Origin of the sequence: Microbacterium sp. CH12i, from assembly GCF_000685355.1 — a bacterium.
Lineage (GTDB): Bacteria > Actinomycetota > Actinomycetes > Actinomycetales > Microbacteriaceae > Microbacterium.
On record NZ_JHET01000004.1, the window covers coordinates 113,349 to 128,694 of the forward strand.

Annotated in this window: 15 protein-coding genes, 2 tRNA genes and 2 pseudogenes; 5 read left to right on the forward strand and 14 right to left on the reverse strand. The window is 62.9% G+C overall.

Annotated features, from left to right (window positions below; translation table 11 throughout):
• The first annotated feature begins 2 nt into the window (after positions 1-2).
• On the forward strand, positions 3-236 hold the full coding sequence (locus DC31_RS05575) for a FitA-like ribbon-helix-helix domain-containing protein (RefSeq protein ID WP_036277953.1): 234 nt from the start codon (positions 3-5) through the stop codon (positions 234-236).
• On the forward strand, positions 233-658 hold the full coding sequence (locus DC31_RS05580) for a type II toxin-antitoxin system VapC family toxin (RefSeq protein WP_036277956.1): 426 nt from the start codon (positions 233-235) through the stop codon (positions 656-658). Before DC31_RS05575 ends, DC31_RS05580 begins: the two co-directional genes overlap by 4 nt.
• 138 nt (positions 659-796) lie before the next feature.
• On the opposite strand, the gene DC31_RS05585 is transcribed toward DC31_RS05580, so the two are convergent.
• From DC31_RS05585 to DC31_RS05620, 8 genes and pseudogenes are all read right to left on the reverse strand, one after another.
• Positions 797-1,300, reverse strand: coding sequence for an NUDIX hydrolase (locus DC31_RS05585; RefSeq protein WP_160173206.1), 504 nt, complete (start codon positions 1,298-1,300; stop codon positions 797-799).
• A gap of 44 nt (positions 1,301-1,344) precedes the next feature.
• Positions 1,345-2,613 carry an ATP-dependent Clp protease ATP-binding subunit ClpX gene (gene clpX, locus DC31_RS05590; RefSeq protein ID WP_036278303.1) on the reverse strand — a complete coding sequence of 423 codons (1,269 nt, stop codon included), beginning with the start codon at positions 2,611-2,613 and terminating at the stop codon, positions 1,345-1,347.
• Positions 2,614-2,697: 84 nt separating this feature from the next.
• A pseudogene (locus DC31_RS05595) lies at positions 2,698-3,548 on the reverse strand (aldehyde dehydrogenase family protein).
• Positions 3,545-4,987 carry an aldehyde dehydrogenase family protein gene (locus DC31_RS05600; protein WP_036277958.1) on the reverse strand — a complete coding sequence of 481 codons (1,443 nt, stop codon included), beginning with the start codon at positions 4,985-4,987 and terminating at the stop codon, positions 3,545-3,547. The pseudogene DC31_RS05595 and the gene DC31_RS05600 overlap by 4 nt, the downstream one beginning before the upstream one ends.
• 14 nt (positions 4,988-5,001) lie before the next feature.
• The gene (gene deoC / locus DC31_RS05605) at positions 5,002-6,003 is read right to left on the reverse strand and encodes a deoxyribose-phosphate aldolase (RefSeq protein ID WP_036277960.1); all 1,002 of its coding nucleotides are present in this window, start codon (positions 6,001-6,003) and stop codon (positions 5,002-5,004) included.
• Entirely contained in the window at positions 6,000-6,935 is a 936-nt protein-coding gene (locus DC31_RS05610; protein ID WP_036277962.1) for a sugar-binding transcriptional regulator, read from the reverse strand. The genes deoC and DC31_RS05610 overlap by 4 nt, the downstream gene beginning before the upstream one ends.
• Positions 6,936-7,115: 180 nt before the next feature.
• Complete coding sequence (locus DC31_RS05615; RefSeq protein ID WP_036277964.1) at positions 7,116-7,760, reverse strand: ATP-dependent Clp protease proteolytic subunit; 645 nt, start codon at positions 7,758-7,760, stop codon at positions 7,116-7,118.
• Positions 7,761-7,780: 20 nt separating this feature from the next.
• On the reverse strand, positions 7,781-8,377 hold the full coding sequence (locus tag DC31_RS05620; RefSeq protein ID WP_036277967.1) for an ATP-dependent Clp protease proteolytic subunit: 597 nt from the start codon (positions 8,375-8,377) through the stop codon (positions 7,781-7,783).
• A gap of 145 nt (positions 8,378-8,522) precedes the next feature.
• Between DC31_RS05620 and DC31_RS05625 the strand changes: the two genes are divergently transcribed.
• Complete coding sequence (locus DC31_RS05625) at positions 8,523-9,422, forward strand: hypothetical protein (protein ID WP_036277971.1); 900 nt, start codon at positions 8,523-8,525, stop codon at positions 9,420-9,422.
• 86 nt (positions 9,423-9,508) lie between these two features.
• On the opposite strand, the gene tig is transcribed toward DC31_RS05625, so the two are convergent.
• Both tig and DC31_RS05635 read right to left on the reverse strand, forming a co-directional pair.
• Entirely contained in the window at positions 9,509-10,984 is a 1,476-nt protein-coding gene (tig, locus tag DC31_RS05630) for a trigger factor (RefSeq protein ID WP_036277975.1), read from the reverse strand.
• A gap of 62 nt (positions 10,985-11,046) precedes the next feature.
• Positions 11,047-11,120 (reverse strand) — tRNA-Pro (locus DC31_RS05635).
• Between the two features lie 110 nt (positions 11,121-11,230).
• On the opposite strand from DC31_RS05635, the gene DC31_RS05640 reads away from it, so the two are divergent.
• A tRNA-Gly gene (locus DC31_RS05640) sits at positions 11,231-11,301 on the forward strand.
• A gap of 125 nt (positions 11,302-11,426) precedes the next feature.
• Positions 11,427-12,644: a hypothetical protein gene (locus DC31_RS05645; protein ID WP_036277977.1), complete on the forward strand. Its 1,218-nt coding sequence runs from the start codon at positions 11,427-11,429 to the stop codon at positions 12,642-12,644.
• 16 nt (positions 12,645-12,660) lie between these two features.
• Here DC31_RS05645 and DC31_RS05650 read toward each other — a convergent pair whose 3' ends face one another.
• From DC31_RS05650 to DC31_RS05665, 4 genes and pseudogenes are all read right to left on the reverse strand, one after another.
• A complete protein-coding gene (locus DC31_RS05650) occupies positions 12,661-13,017 on the reverse strand; it encodes an RNA polymerase-binding protein RbpA (protein ID WP_036277980.1) in 357 nt (118 codons plus the stop codon).
• 2 nt (positions 13,018-13,019) lie between these two features.
• Positions 13,020-13,268 carry a preprotein translocase subunit SecG gene (secG, locus tag DC31_RS05655; protein WP_036277982.1) on the reverse strand — a complete coding sequence of 83 codons (249 nt, stop codon included), beginning with the start codon at positions 13,266-13,268 and terminating at the stop codon, positions 13,020-13,022.
• An 80-nt stretch (positions 13,269-13,348) separates the two neighbouring features.
• Positions 13,349-14,140, reverse strand: a complete 792-nt coding sequence (gene tpiA / locus DC31_RS05660) for a triose-phosphate isomerase (RefSeq protein WP_036277984.1) — start codon at positions 14,138-14,140, stop codon at positions 13,349-13,351.
• Positions 14,131-15,344, reverse strand: a pseudogene (locus tag DC31_RS05665) (phosphoglycerate kinase). Before DC31_RS05665 ends, tpiA begins: the two are co-directional and overlap by 10 nt.
• Positions 15,345-15,346: the final 2 nt, after the last annotated feature.

The following is a 15,346-nucleotide window of genomic DNA, read 5'->3' on the forward strand; positions in this document are numbered from 1 at the left end:
GGATGTCCGCACTCACTGTTCGAAATCTTTCTGACGAGACACATCGTGCGCTGAAGGCACGCGCAGAGAGCAACCATCGAAGCACCGAAGCCGAGGTCAGGGCGATCCTCGACGCGGCTGTCGCGCCACGAGTCAAGATCGGCTCGTTGCTCACAGCAATCGGCCAAAGCGTCGGTGGCGTTGAGCTCGACTTCGACCGCAACGCCGAGACTCGCACCCCAGTGAACTTCTCATGATCTTGCTCGACACAAATGTGATCTCAGAGCCGATGCGTCCGCATCCAGACCCGGCTGTTGTTGCATGGCTAGACCGGCAGAGCGCAGACACTCTGTACCTCACCACAATCTCCCTCGCTGAAATCAGGTATGGACTCTCGCTGCTTCCGGAAGGAAGCAGGCGAACGCAGCTTCGTGAGAGGTTCGAGGATGAGTTGCTCCCCCACTTCGCCGGGAGGATCGTCGGATTCAATGAAGCCGCGAGCAGCGCGTACGCATCGCTTCGCTCGACAGCGCGACGACAAGGCGTCTCGCTCTCGGACTTTGACGCGCTCATAGCCGCCGTCGCCACCAGCACACGACTCACCATGGCGACAAGAGATACAACACCCTTTATGGCGGCCGGCCTCATGGTTATTAACCCGTGGTTCGCTGAGGTGTGAGGCGCCGTTTGAGGCCGAGGATTTCGCGGGTACGCCGCTCAGAGAGCAGCACGGTCTTCGCAGAACCGCGCTAACTTCGCAGAAGTTCCAGGAACCTCTGCGAGATTGCTCCGTTCCTGCGAAATTGCTGCTGATGCTTTAGAGGTGCGAGAGCGCCTTGTACCAGGTCAGCTGGTGGTAGCTCTGCTGCAGCTGTTCGCCCAGCCCCTCAAGCGGATGAATGCACACCGAGATCAGCTCCCCATCATCCAGCGACTGATCTGTGACAAGTGAGCAGTCACGTGCGAGAAAGTGGTGCACGCGGTTGGTGTGATTGCCGAAGTTCGCCCAGGTGGCACCGAGGTCGATGATCTCCCCCGCTTGGTAGCCCGTTTCTTCCCGTAGCTCTCGGAGCGCGGCATCCCGCGGCGTCTCATTTGTTTCGACAGCACCGCCGATCGTCCCCAACGCTACGACGCCAGCACCATGTCGGTACTCCTGTACGACGATCGCCTCACCGTCGGTGTTCAGAGCGAGGACCGAGATCCATTCGGCAGGCTCGAGCACGTAATACGGTGCGATCGTTCGCCCGGCAGCATCCACGCAGGTGTCGGCACGCAGATGAATCCAGCGATCCGCGACCACGATATGAGTCGCAGCCACGCGCCAGGGCGAGGGTTGAATGTGCCCCTCAGAGATCGAGTTTGTCACGCACTCTTGCGCTTACGCTCCATCACGACCGTGGGTGCTGCGCCATCTTCAACGGCGGCGCGGGTGATGATCACCTTTGCGACATCGTCGGCCGAAGGAATCTCGAACATGATTGGGCCGAGCACGTCCTCAAGGATCGCGCGAAGCCCTCGAGCACCGGTCTTGCGGTCTACTGCAAGGTTGGCGATCGAGCGCAGTGCTGGCTCTTCGAACTCGAGCTCTACGCCGTCGAGCTCGAACATCCGCTGGTACTGCTTGACGAGGGCGTTGCGGGGGCCCGTGAGGATCTCCATCAGCGCATCCTGATCGAGCGGTGAAACCGAAGCAACAATCGGCAGACGCCCGATGAATTCAGGGATCAGACCGAAGCGGTGCAGGTCTTCTGGAAGCACCTCGCTGAACAGGTCAAGATCCTTGCTCTTGTCCTGCAGCGGCGCTCCGAAACCGACACCGTGCTTGCCCACGCGGGAAGAGACAATGTCTTCCAGCCCGGCGAAAGCACCCGCGACGATAAACAGAACGTTCGTCGTGTCGATCTGCAAGAACTCCTGGTGAGGATGCTTGCGTCCGCCCTGCGGCGGTACGGCGGCAACCGTTCCTTCGATGATCTTCAGCAGCGCTTGCTGTACACCTTCGCCGGAGACATCGCGCGTGATCGACGGGTTCTCGGCCTTGCGCGCGATCTTGTCGATCTCATCGATGTAGATGATGCCGTGTTCGGCACGCTTCACATCGTAGTCGGCAGCCTGGATGAGCTTGAGGAGAATGTTCTCCACGTCTTCGCCCACGTAGCCGGCCTCAGTGAGTGCCGTGGCATCGGCTACCGCGAAAGGCACGTTCAGTCGCTTCGCCAGCGTCTGCGCGAGATACGTCTTGCCACAGCCGGTGGGGCCGATCAGCAGGATGTTGCTCTTGGCGATCTCAACTTCGTCAGCCTTCTGCTCAGCGAGCTGAAGAGTGCTGTGCGCACGAGTGCGCTTGTAGTGGTTGTAGACCGCTACAGCCAGTGCCTTCTTCGCCGGCTCCTGGCCGACGACATACTCTTCGAGGAACGCGAAGATCTCTCGAGGCTTGGGCAGCTCGAAGTCAGAGACGCCATCGGCAGACGACTCTGCCATGCGCTCTTCAATGATCTCGTTGCACAGCTCGACGCATTCGTCGCAGATGTACACGCCTGGGCCAGCGATCAGCTGCTGCACCTGCTTCTGGCTCTTTCCGCAGAAAGAGCACTTGAACAGGTCAGCGCTTTCACCGATTCGTGCCATGCGCATCCTCCTAGGCGAGACTGAGAAACTCCTTCGAGCCTAACCGCTCCCTCAGACACTGAGCCGTATTGGCGCGGTTCTGCGTCAGATCATGCTCTTCGTGTGCCACACAGTCTTGATCTCGGTAAATGCGCCGATCCGCTCCGGAGAAGCGGTGACCTCTCCTGGAGTGAGCACGCGCTTGAGTGTGTCGGCAGCAGCTATCTGCAGGTCGACCCACTCGAGCGCACCAGCACCGGCGAGGTCGAGAGCGTTGACATCGGCGTGCGAAGCAAGCCACGGAGCGATCTCTGCCGGCGAGCCAGTGAGAACGTTCACGACTCCCCCTGGCACGTCGCTCGTCGCGAGCACCTCGGCGAAGCTGATCGCAGAGAGCGGATGCTGTTCACTGGCGAGCACGACGACAGCGTTACCAGCGACCAAGGCCGGAGCGACGACGGAGACGAGCCCAAGCAGCGCAGAGTCCTGCGGCGCGATAATCGCAACGACGCCAGTGGGTTCCGGAACGAGATATTGAAGTACGGGCCAGACACCGGGTTGGCGTTGCCGGCGACCTGCGCGTACTTGTCGCACCAGCCCGCGTACCAAACCCAGAGGTCGACGGCTTCATCAACCTGTGCGCCGGCAGCAGCGGACGAGACACCCTCTTGGGCGACGATCTCGTCAATGAACTGCGCACGGCGCCCCTCGAGCACCTCGGCAACACGGTAGAGCACTTGCCCGCGGTTGTACGCGGTGGCACCGGACCAGCCCTTGACCGCCGCGCGAGCGGCGACGACGGCATCCCGAGCATCCTTGCGAGAGCCCTTCGCGGCGTTGGCGAGGAACGTGCCTTTCGCCGAAAGCACCTCGTAGGTGCGACCAGACTCGCTACGCGGGAACGCACCGCCAATGGCGAGCTTGTATGTCTTCGGCACTGCCAATCGCTTGCTCATGCTGAGGCCCCCTTCAGGTAAGCGGTGAGACCATGTCGGCCGCCCTCGCGGCCGTATCCGGATTCCTTGTATCCGCCGAACGGGCTGGCGGGATCGAAGCGGTTGAACGTATTCGCCCAGATGACGCCGGCACGCAGCCGGTCGGCGACCGCGAGGATGCGCGACCCTTTGTCCGTCCAGATTCCCGCGGACAGCCCATAGGGAGTGTTGTTCGCCTTGGCGATCGCCTCGGCGGGTGTGCGGAACGTCAGCACCGAGAGCACCGGCCCGAAGACCTCGTCGCGGGCAATGCGGTGGGATGCTTCGACGCCCGTGAAGATCGTCGGAGCAAACCAGAAACCCTTTTCCGGGATGGCGCAGTCGGCCGTCCAGCGCTCGGCGCCCTCCGCTTCACCGATGTCGCTGAGCTCGCGAATGCGGGCAAGCTGGGCGGCGGAGTTGATCGCACCGATGTCGGTGTTCTTGTCGAGCGGGTCGCCCAGGCGAAGAGTCGAAAGACGCGACTTCAGGCGATCGACGACCTCATCGTGAATTGACTCCTGCACCAGCAGGCGACTGCCCGCGCAGCAGACGTGCCCCTGGTTGAAGAAGATTCCGTTGACGATGCCTTCGAGCGCCTGCTCGAGCGGCGCGTCGTCGAAAACGATGTTCGCCGCCTTGCCGCCGAGCTCGAGCGTGACCTTCTTGTCAGTGCCGGCGACTGCGCGAGCGATATCCCGACCCACGCCGGTAGAGCCAGTGAAGGCGACCTTGTTGACGTCGGGGTGACGCACGAGCGTCGCTCCGGTCGAGCCTGCACCGGTGACAATGTTCACGACGCCGGCCGGAAGATCTGCCTGCTGCAGGATCTCGGCAAAGATCAGCGCCGTGAGCGGCGTCGTCTCGGCGGGCTTGAGCACGACAGTGTTGCCGGCAGCGAGAGCCGGAGCGATCTTCCACGCCAGCATCAGCAGCGGGAAGTTCCAGGGGATGATCTGGGCGGCAACACCGAGCGCACGAGGATTGGCACCGAGACCTGCGTAGTCGAGCTTGTCTGCCCAGCCTGCGTAGTAGAAGAACCAGGATGCGACGAGCGGAACGTCTACGTCGCGGCTCTCCTTGATCGGCTTGCCGTTATCAAGGCTTTCGGCCACAGCGAGCTCACGGGCGCGCTCCTGAACCAGACGCGCGATGCGGAAGAGGTACTTGCCGCGGTCACGTCCGCTCATCTTCGACCAGGTCTTCTCGTACGCGCGGCGCGCAGCGGCGACAGCACGGTCGATGTCCTCGTCGTTCGCACCCGCGATCTCCGCGATGTGTGATTCATCGGAGGGCGAGATGGTGCTGAAGCTCTTACCTGAGCCTTCAACGAACTCTCCGTCGATGAACAGGCCGTAGCTGTCGCGCAGGTTCAGGATCGCCTTTGATTCGGGCGCCGGGGCATATTCCAGGAATGACATGTTTCTTGTTCCCTTTAGTCGATCGTGACGTAGTCGGGGCCGGAGTAGTGGCCGGTGGTCATCTTCTGACGCTGCAGGAGCACGTCGTTCAGCAGGCTCGAGGCACCGAAGCGGAACAGGTGCGGCTGCAGCCATTCCTCCCCCGCCGTCTCGGCGACGGTGACGATGTACTTGATCGCGTCTTTGGAGGTGCGGATGCCGCCGGCCGGCTTTACGCCGATCTTTTCGCCGGTCGCCCGGTACCAGTCACGTACGGTCTCGAGCATCAGCAGTGTCGTCGGCAACGTGGCCGCAGGCTGCACCTTGCCGGTGGACGTCTTGATGAAGTCCCCTCCGGCGAGGATGCCGAGCCACGATGCACGCTTGATGTTGTCGTAGGTGTTCAGCTCGCCCGTTTCGAGGATGACCTTGAGCGAGGCAGAGGTGCCGTCCTCACGACGGCAGGCTTCTTTCACGGCGGCGATCTGATCGAAGACGAGCCCGTAGCGGCCAGAGAGGAATGCGCCACGGTCGATCACCATGTCGATCTCGTCGGCACCTGCGGCAACGGCCTCTGCGGTATCGGCAAGCTTGATCGCGAGCGACGACCGCCCGCTGGGGAATGCGGTCGCGACGGCTGCGACCGAGATCTTGCCGTCGTCCGGATCGCCGTGCAACGCACCGAGAGCCTCGACGGCGTGGCCGACCATGTCACCGTAGACGCAGACAGCTGCGACGAGCGGAGTGGAAGGGTCTGCGGCATCCGGCGTCTTGGCCTTGGAAACGAGGGATCGCACCTTGCCGGGAGTGTCCGAGCCCTCCAGAGTCGTCAGGTCGATCAGCGAGATGATCTTGTCGAGCGCCCAGGCTTTGGACGTCGTCTTGATCGAGCGCGTGCCGAGGCCGGCAGCGCGCTGCTCGAGACCGGTGGCATCGACGCCGGGAAGTCCGTGCAGGAAGCGCCTCAGTGTGGCGTCATCGGGCTCTGCGCCCAGCACATCCACCGCTGAGCGGCGGGAGAGTTCTTTGGTAGTCATCGTTCCTCCAACAATGCTCGGGCTGTGGTCTCGTCGGTCACCAGAACGCTGCACAGGCCGCTGGTCACGACTGTACGCGCGATGTCATGTTTTGCGGCACCCGCGGTGACGAAAATCGAATGCTTCACGGCACGCAAACGATCGAGGCTCACCCCGACGGTTCGCGCGTCGAGCTGCGCATCGACAATATTTCCATCCGCGTCGATATAGCGACCAAGCACATCGCCAACGGCGCCGCGACGCGCAAGCTCTTCGACATCGGCGGGCTTCAGGTAGCCGTTCTCAACATGAGCCGAGGATGCGTCGGCCGGGCCTGCTGAGAAGAGATAAGTCTGCGCTTCTGCCGCCTGCTCAAGGATTGCGGAGACGGTGCGATCGGCTTCGATCGCCTGCTTCGTCTCAACACGCTCCAGGATGGCGGGGCTCGGCAGCAGCATCGCCTGGCCGCCGGCGCGCTGCGCAATGGTCATGGCGAGGCTTGCCGCACCCCCGGAACGGCGGTTGAGGCTCACGCCACCGTTGAGCTGCACGACGGTCACACCGTGCGCCCATCTCTCTGGGAGAGCCTCTGCGACAGCAGTGAGTGTCCGGCCCCAGCTGATGCCGAGAGTGCGGGGCACTGGGCGGTGAGCTGCGAGGTAGTCCGCGGCTGCCTGAGCTACGCGGTCGAGAGTTGTGCTCGCATCATCCGGCGTGGGAACGACGATCGCATCTGCGAGGCCGAAGCGCTCGGTGAGTTCACGCTCGAGGCCGAGCTTGCGGGCACGTGGGTGCACGATCTCGATCCGTACGATGCCCTTCTCCCGGGCCTGGGTCAGGAGGCGACCGACCTTCCAGCGAGAGATTTTCAGAAGGGCGCCGATCTCGTCTTGCGTCTTGGCCTCGTCGTAATACAACTCTGCAACTCGCACGGTGAGCAAATCTTCTTCCATGGCGTCCTCCCTTCTGTGTCCAGCGTACGCGTGAGCACGCACCCGCGCATACGCTTGCTCAGATGAGCAAAACCTGCGCGCGGCTGTGCGCATCTGCTGGCGCGCCCGCACCACCCGCCCGCGCACGCACGCAAAAAGCGGCCCGATGCCGAAGCACCGGACCGCCTTTTCTCGAATCCGTTAGGACGCGCGCTTGCGGGTAGTAAGCACCTGGTCGACGATGCCGTACTCCAGAGCCTGCGCGGCCGAGAGGATGTTGTCGCGGTCGATGTCGCGGTGCACCTGCTCGACGGGCCGGCCGGTGTGCGAGGCCATCGTCTCTTCGAGCCAGGTGCGCATGCGCAGAATCTCTGCCGCCTGGATCTCGATGTCGGATGCCTGTCCCTGACCCGCCTCACCCATTGCGGGCTGGTGGATGAGGATGCGGGCGTTCGGCAGCGCGAGACGCTTGCCGGGCGCTCCTGCCGCGAGCAGCACGGATGCAGCCGAAGCGGCCTGTCCGAGCACCACGGTCTGGATGTGCGGCGCGACATACTGCATCGTGTCGTAGATCGCGGTCATCGCGGTGAACGAGCCACCGGGTGAGTTGATGTACATCGTGATGTCGCGGTCGGCGTCCTGGCTCTCAAGAACCAGCAGCTGTGCCATCACGTCATCTGCCGACGCGTCATCGACCTGGACGCCAAGGAAGATCACGCGGTCTTCGAAGAGCTTGTTGTACGGGTCTTGGCGCTTGAAGCCGTATGCCGTGCGCTCTTCGAACTGCGGCAGCACGTAGCGGCTGGAGGGCAGGTTTCCGGCGGATTGGAAAGTAGGAGTGTACATGTGAGTCCTCTCGAATCCGATTATTCTGCGTCGTCCGCAGTGCCGCCGCCGCCGATGACGTCGGTAGCGTGCTCGCGCATGTGGTCGACGAAGCCGTACTCGAGGGCCTCGTCGGCGGTGAACCAGCGGTCGCGGTCGCCGTCTTCGTTGATCTGCTCAACTGACTTGCCAGTCTGCGCGGCAGTGATCTCAGCGAGACGCTTCTTCATCGAGAGGATGAGCTGCGCCTGTGTCTGGATGTCGCTCGATGTTCCGCCGAAGCCGCCGTGCGGCTGGTGCAGCAGTACTCGTGCGTTCGGTGTGATGTAACGCTTGCCCTTGGTGCCGCTGGTGAGCAGCAGCTGTCCCATGGACGCGGCCATGCCGATGCCTACGGTGACGATGTCGTTCGGGACGAACTGCATCGTGTCGTAGATCGCCATACCAGCGGTGATCGATCCACCGGGCGAGTTGATGTAAAGGTAGATGTCTTTCTCAGAGTCTTCTGCGGCAAGAAGAAGGATCTTCGCACAAATCTCGTTGGCGTTCTCGTCACGCACCTCTGATCCCAGCCAGATGATGCGATCCTTCAGCAGCCTGTCGAAGACACTCGTCGCGAGGAGGGGTTCTGCAGCCATTTCAGCTCCTGTTTCCGTGTTCGGTGATTCGAATCTACCGGCGCGAGCCCGACGCTCAGGCCGTGTTCGCCGTCGGCATATAGCGTGGCGCCCTCGCCGCCGTGACCAGTCGGGATGCACCGACTACACCCGGTAGCGTCGAGGTATGAGTGACACCGCCCCCATGCTTGGCCTCCTGCTCGACGTCGACGGTCCGATCGCTAGCCCGGTGAGCCGGACGATCGCGATTGAGTCGATCGTGACCGATCTGGTGAAGCTGGCGGATGCCGGAATTCCCATCGTCTTCAACACAGGACGCTCCGATGCATTCCTGCGCGAAGAGGTTGTCGCTCCCCTCGTCACCGCCGGCCTCCCTGCGCACGCACGGATGTTCGCGGTGTGCGAAAAAGGTGCAGTATGGTTCGCGATCACTCCCGCAGGCGCCGGCGAGATCAACATCTCCCATGAGCTCGCGGTTCCGGCATCCTATGGCGCTGCAATCGAAACCCTCGTCTCAGAGCGTTTCGCAGACCACATGTTCTTCGATCACACCAAACGCGCGATGGTGTCTGTCGAGCAGCACACTCACACCGAGAACACCGACTACAGGGTGCAGCAGGCTGCGTTCGATGCCGCGGCATTCGAGGAGATGGGCCGACACTGTTTGGGGGTCGAACACAATGGCACGCGCGCGGCGGATGCCGACGGCGAGGTCGGATATCGGATTGACTCGACGATCATCTCCACGGACATCGAATCGATCCGTCTCGGCAAGGACCTCGGCGCGATGCGTGCGATCGAGATGTTGTTGCCGAACGGTGCTCTCCCCACGCAATGGCGTACGGTCGGCGATTCTCGCACCGACTACGCGATGGCGGACTGGCTGCACGCTCAGGGGTACGAGGTCGCGCACGTGGATGTACGCCCCGCTGACGGCGTGCCAGATAAGCCCTACCAGGTGCTCACAGCCGGCGACTTGATCCACGACGACGCCGGAGCGGCATTCCTCACGCGATGGGTCGAAATGGTGCAGGGCACCGCCACGCAGGACACCGACGTGCGCTGACGTATTCGGGCGCCAACCCGCGAACGCCGCGAATGCGAAAGGACGGATGCCGAAGCATCCGTCCTTTCGTCATAATCGCGGTGCGATCACTCAGCCTTGTCAGCAGCCTTCTTGGCCGGAGCCTTCTTGGCGGCCGGCTTCTTGGCGGGAGCCTTCTTCGCAGCGGGCTTCTCGTCAGCGGCCTCAGCGTCGTCTGCCTTCTTGGCAGGAGCCTTCTTGGCAGCAGCCTTCTTGGCGGGCTTCTCTTCGGCAGAAGCGTCAGCCTCAGTGGTCTCGTCCTCGTCATCGACAGCGACGAAACCTGACAGGTCAACGGCCTTGCCGTTGGAGTCAACGACCTTCACCTTGCCGAGCGCAACGGCGAGAGCCTTGTTGCGGGCGACCTCGCCAGCGAGAGCAGGCAGCTGATTCGAAGACTGCAGCGCCTCGACGAAGTCCTGCGGCGACATTCCATACTGCGCGGCGGACTGGATCAGGTACTGGCTGAGCTCTTCCTGCGAGACCTGGACGTCAGCCTGCTCAGCGATCGTGTCGAGCAGCACCTGCGTGCGGAATTGCTTCTCGCTCGCCACAGTAACCTCGGCGCGGTGCTCGTCATCCTCAAGACGGTTCTCGCCCTCGAGGTGGTTGTGCACCTCGTCTTCGATGAGCTGCGGCGGCACGGGGATCTCGATCTTCTCGAGCAGCGTCTCAATAAGCTGGTCGCGAGCCGCAGAACCCTGAGCGAAGATGCCCTGCTCGTTCACGCGCTCGGCGAGGCTGTCGCGCAACTCTGCGATCGTGTCGAACTCGCTGGCGACCTGTGCGAAGTCATCGTCGGCCTCAGGAAGCTCGCGCTCCTTGACTGCCTTGATGGTGACGGAGACCTCGGCCTCAGCACCGGCGTGGTCACCGCCGACGAGCTTCGAGCGGAACGTGGTGTCCTCACCAGCAGTGAGGGACTCGATCGCGTCGTCGATGCCCTCGAGCAGCTCGCCAGAACCGACCTCGTAGGAGACACCCTCTGCGCGGTCGATCTCGGCGTCGTCGATGGTGGCGACAAGGTCGAGCTCGACGAAGTCACCCTTCGCGGCGGGACGGTCAACGGGGATCAGAGTGCCGAAGCGTGCGCGCAGGCTGTCCAGCTCTGCATCGAGCGCTGCCTCATCAGCTTCAACAGCATCCACGGTCAGGACGATGTCGTCGTAAGAGGGGATCTCGATCTCGGGGCGGACGTCAACCTCGACCTCGACGAGCAGGTCGCCAGAGAAGTCTTTCTCGTTCGGCCACTCTTTGATGTCAGCAGCGGGGCGGCCGACGATGCGAAGCTTGTGCTCGGAAGCCGCTTCGCGGAAGAACTTGTCAAGGCCCTCGTTGACCGCGTGCTCGATGACGGCGCCGCGACCCATGCGCTGGTCGATGATCGGAGCAGGAACCTTGCCCTTGCGGAAGCCGGGGATCTGGATGTCCTGTGCAATGTGCTCGTACGCGTGAGCAATGCTGGGCTTCAGGTCATCCGGGGTGACCGTGATGGTGAGCTTGACCCGGGTCGGGGTCAGCTTCTCGACGGTGCTGTTCGCCATGCTTGTTTGTTCTCCTTTGGATTTCCGCGCAACGACGCGGCCTGAGGTTTAGGGGGCCGTTGTCGGGGCGACAGGATTTGAACCTGCGACTTCCCGCTCCCAAAGCGGGCGCTCTACCAAGCTGAGCTACGCCCCGGCTGCTCCCGCATGCGGGATGGACCTTGACGAGTCTAACGGACAGGAGCAGCCTCACCGTCCGCTATGCTTATGAAGTCCGATTTTGAGCCGAAGTTATTGGCTCATTTCGGGGCTGTAGCTTAGTGGTAAAGCCTCTGTCTTCCAAACAGATGATGCGAGTTCGATTCTCGTCAGCCCCTCCGTTACCCCGCATAGGTCATTAGCCCGCATGTGACCCACAGCTTCCCGATGCTAACCTGGCCACGTCGGTAATCAGCGGGGCGCTGTGACTCACATCCCCTCTGCTTCTTCAGGAGGATGCGACGTGACCGAGCCAGTTGCTCCGCCGCCGATTCCGGCAGAAGCGGGCGTGCACCAACTTCCGGCATCCTTCGGCGCATCTCCGCACGTCGTGCCCGCCGCGAAACGCCACAAGAAGCGCACCGGTCTCCTCCTGACAAGTCTCGGCATCGTCGTCCTCGGTGTCGCGTGCGCTGGCGTTCAGCTCGGCGCCAACCTCGGTTATGACGACGCTCGCGTCGCGTTCGAGGCCGCAGCCGACGACGCTGAAGAAGGACAGGCGCAGCTGACCAGCGAGTTGACCACGCTCAACTCAGCAACGAGCATGGCGTCCGGCATCGCCGACGTCGACAGCGGAATGCTGATGGATGCTGTGTCAAAAGAGGCTCTCACTGCCGCGATCACCGATGCGACAGCAGCCTCGACGGATGCAACGTCGTTGAGCGAGCAGCTTCTCCCCCATGCCGATGACAAGCCGGATTGGGCCTGGGAACTGTTCGGCGAAACTGCACAGTTGAACTCCGACCGCGATAGCGCCGACCAGCTTGTCGCAGAGTTCTCCTCGGCGGGCGACGACGCCTCGGGCGCGACGAGCAGCGTCGAGGATGCCGCGTTGACCGCGGTGACGACGGCTGCTGACGCGGCTGCCGGATTCGAAGCGGTACATGTCTCAGCACGCAACCTCGACATCCTCGCGCTACGAAATGCTGCAGACCGCGTCCATGGCGCCGCGACGCTCGACGACGCTGCACAATCTGCTTACTCCGCTCTGGAGTCCGCCGCGTCACAGATGTTGACATCAGAGCAGGCCGAACTGGCAGAGAAATCCGGAGCGCTCTACGGAGCGCGCGTCGAAATCGAAGCGTTCGCACGTTCACTCGCGCCTGGGGTGCTCCTGGACTTCGACTGGTCCGAGATCGTAAACGGCTACGGGTACTCCGACAGCATGGCCGGGTACGCCACCTGGTGGTACGCCGACCCCGGCTACGCGACGATCGAGTTGACGAACTCCGTCGCAGCGCTCTGGCCGAGTGCGCGCAGTGAAGCTCTGGTTGCGCACGAGGTCGGCCACGCGATCAGCGTCAAGTGCGAGGGCATGTACGACGATTCGACGCAGGAGAACATCGAAGCCTGGGGCACAGCCTGGGCGATCAGCATGGGCTACGTCGATGACGCCAACGGCACGTGGGCCTATGGCCCTCCTCCGCAGTCACTCATCGACGCAGCCGCAGGTTGCCGCTGAGGCGAAGCGTAGGGTACTAAGCCTGTCCGCGACGCTCGCGCAGCTGCGTCAATGCGTCGTCGAGAAGCTGTGTCGCCTCATCGTCCGTACGACGCTCCTTCACGTAAGCGAGGTGCGTCTTGTACGGCTCGTTCTTTGCCAGTGCGGGCGGGTTTGCCTTGTCGCGACCGGCGGGAAGACCCGACTGCGGGTGGTCGATCGTCTCCGGGATCTCATCATCGGGAAGACCGGCTGCGAAGTAGCGGACTGTCTCGTTGCCGAGGCCGTCCCAGTACGACACCGCAGTGCGATCGGCGTGATAACCGTGATCCTGCTCGCCCATTGGGCCGGAACCGACACGTGTTCCGCGGATTGCGTTGCCTCCAGAGGCCATGGTCAGATCACCTCTAGCTTCGTGATGAGGCCCAGCGCGACGATGGCGATGAACCATGCGAGCGCCAGGACGATGGTAAAGCGGTTCAGGTTTCGCTCTGCGAGACCAGACGAACCGGCCGTAGAGGTCATGCCTCCACCGAACATGTCAGACAGACCGCCACCGCGGCCCTTGTGGAGAAGGATGAGGAGAGTCAGCAGGACGCTGGTGAGGCCCAGCACAACCTGCAGGACGAACTCAAGAATTGCCACGAAGAAAAGCCTTTCGACAGGGCAGATTGCCCGTAAGGGTCAAGTATACGCAGGTGGCGGGGCCGAAACCCCGCCCCCGCTCATACACCGACGTGCTTTTCGAACCGGATAATCGCGGCAAAGTCGTCGACCACGAGGCTCGCGCCGCCGACCAACGCACCGTCAACATCGGGCTCACGCATGAAGCTGGCGATGTTCGCAGCCTTCACCGAACCGCCATACAGAATGCGAGTGCGCGCAGCAGCCTCGTCATCCAAGGTCTTCGCGAGCACGCCACGCAGCGCAGCGCACACATCCTGTGCCTGCTGCGGGGTAGCCGCCTGCCCGGACCCGATCGCCCAGACTGGCTCGTATGCCACGACGATGTCAGCGGATGCCGGAACGCCCTTGAGCGCTGCCTCCAGCTGCCCCGCAGGAACCGCGCTCGCACCGAACTTCTCTAGGTCTTCTGCAGTCTCGCCGACGCAGATCACCGGAACGAGTCCGTGCTTCAGCGCTGCCTGCACCTTGGCCGCCACAACGTCGTCGCCCTCTGCGTGGTATTCACGACGCTCCGAGTGACCGATGATGACGTACTTCGCGGCCATCTTCGCGAGGAACGCACCCGAGATCTCACCGGTGTAAGCGCCCGAGTCGTGCGCGGAGACATCCTGAGCACCGAGTGCGAACGGGATCTTGTCCGCGTCGATGAGCGTCTGGACGCTGCGAAGGTCGGTGAATGGCGGGAACACCGCGACCTCAACCGAGCCGTTCTCGTGCTTGGCATCCTTGAGCGCCCAGTGCAGCTTCTGCACGAACGCGACCGCCTGCAAGTGATCCAGGTTCATCTTCCAGTTGCCCGCAATCAGCGGGGTACGAGTCGTTACGCCCATCCGAGCACCTCCAGGCCGGGTAGTTTTTTGCCCTCGAGGAATTCGAGGCTTGCGCCTCCACCCGTCGAGATGTGACCGAACTGGTCATCTGCGAATCCGAGTTGGCGCACGGCCGCCGCAGAGTCGCCACCGCCGACGACGCTGAGGCCGTCGACCTCAGTCAGCGCCTGCGCGACAGTCTTGGTTCCGGCAGCGAAAGCGGGGAACTCGAACACGCCCATCGGGCCGTTCCAGAACACCGTCTTCGAGCTGCGGATCGCGTCGGCGAACGCCTTCGCGGTGTCCGGACCAATGTCGAGTCCGATACCGGATGCACCGAACGCCGACTGCTCAATGGCGTCAGCCGCAGTCACCTCGTGCGCAGCATCCGCTGAGAACGACTCCGCCACGACAACGTCTGTCGGCAGCACGATCTCCACACCACGCTCGGCGGCGTCTTTGAGGTAGCCGCGAACGACGTCGAGCTGATCCTTCTCCAGCAGGCTGGCGGCCACAGCGTGGCCCTGCGCCGCAAGGAAGGTGAACAGCATTCCGCCGCCGACAAGAATACGGTCACGCGCGGGAGCAGGTGCGAAATCACACCGAGCTTGTCGCTGACCTTCGATCCGCCGAGGACGACCGTGTACGGTCGCTCCGGCTTCTCGGTGAGGCGGTCGAGCACATCGAGCTCGGTAGCAATGAGAAGACCGGCCGCGGAAGGCAGGATCTCGGCGAGGTCGTAGACGCTCGCCTGCTTGCGGTGCACAACACCGAAGCCATCAGAGACGAGCGCATCACCCAGCTCAGCGAGTTCGGCGGCGAACGCCTGACGGGTGGCGTCATCCTTCGCCGTCTCGCCCGCGTTGAATCGCAGGTTCTCGAGCACCACGATGCCGCCATCTTCGAGGGATGCGACGGCGTCTCGTGCTGACTCGCCGACCGTGTCGCGCGCAAACGCGACGGGCTTGACAAGCAGCTCAGAGAGACGCTGCGCGACCGGCTCGAGGCTGTACTGCGGGTCAGGAGCCCCATCAGGGCGACCCAGATGCGAGCACACGATCACGCGTGCGCCAGCATTGAGAAGGGCGTTCAAGGTCGGCAACGAAGCACGCACACGGCCATCGTCCGTTATGACCCCGTCCCGCAAGGGGACGTTCAAATCACAACGGACGATGACGCGCTTGCCTTCGAGCGAACCCAGCGATTCCAGGGTGCGCAACGTCATGA

Excerpts from the sequence above, each read along its gene's own strand:
- clpX (WP_036278303.1), bottom strand. The coding sequence starts at position 2,613 with ATGGCACGAATCGGTGAAAGCGCTGACCTGTTCAAGTGCTCTTTCTGC.
- tig (WP_036277975.1), bottom strand. The coding sequence starts at position 10,984 with ATGGCGAACAGCACCGTCGAGAAGCTGACCCCGACCCGGGTCAAGCTC.
- DC31_RS05575 (WP_036277953.1), top strand. The coding sequence starts at position 3 with ATGTCCGCACTCACTGTTCGAAATCTTTCTGACGAGACACATCGTGCG.
- tpiA (WP_036277984.1), bottom strand. The coding sequence starts at position 14,140 with ATGGGCGTAACGACTCGTACCCCGCTGATTGCGGGCAACTGGAAGATG.
- DC31_RS05650 (WP_036277980.1), bottom strand. The coding sequence starts at position 13,017 with ATGGCCTCTGGAGGCAACGCAATCCGCGGAACACGTGTCGGTTCCGGC.
- DC31_RS05615 (WP_036277964.1), bottom strand. The coding sequence starts at position 7,760 with ATGTACACTCCTACTTTCCAATCCGCCGGAAACCTGCCCTCCAGCCGC.
- DC31_RS05625 (WP_036277971.1), top strand. The coding sequence starts at position 8,523 with ATGAGTGACACCGCCCCCATGCTTGGCCTCCTGCTCGACGTCGACGGT.
- DC31_RS05620 (WP_036277967.1), bottom strand. The coding sequence starts at position 8,377 with ATGGCTGCAGAACCCCTCCTCGCGACGAGTGTCTTCGACAGGCTGCTG.
- DC31_RS05580 (WP_036277956.1), top strand. The coding sequence starts at position 233 with ATGATCTTGCTCGACACAAATGTGATCTCAGAGCCGATGCGTCCGCAT.
- deoC (WP_036277960.1), bottom strand. The coding sequence starts at position 6,003 with ATGACTACCAAAGAACTCTCCCGCCGCTCAGCGGTGGATGTGCTGGGC.
- DC31_RS05600 (WP_036277958.1), bottom strand. The coding sequence starts at position 4,987 with ATGTCATTCCTGGAATATGCCCCGGCGCCCGAATCAAAGGCGATCCTG.
- DC31_RS05610 (WP_036277962.1), bottom strand. The coding sequence starts at position 6,935 with ATGGAAGAAGATTTGCTCACCGTGCGAGTTGCAGAGTTGTATTACGAC.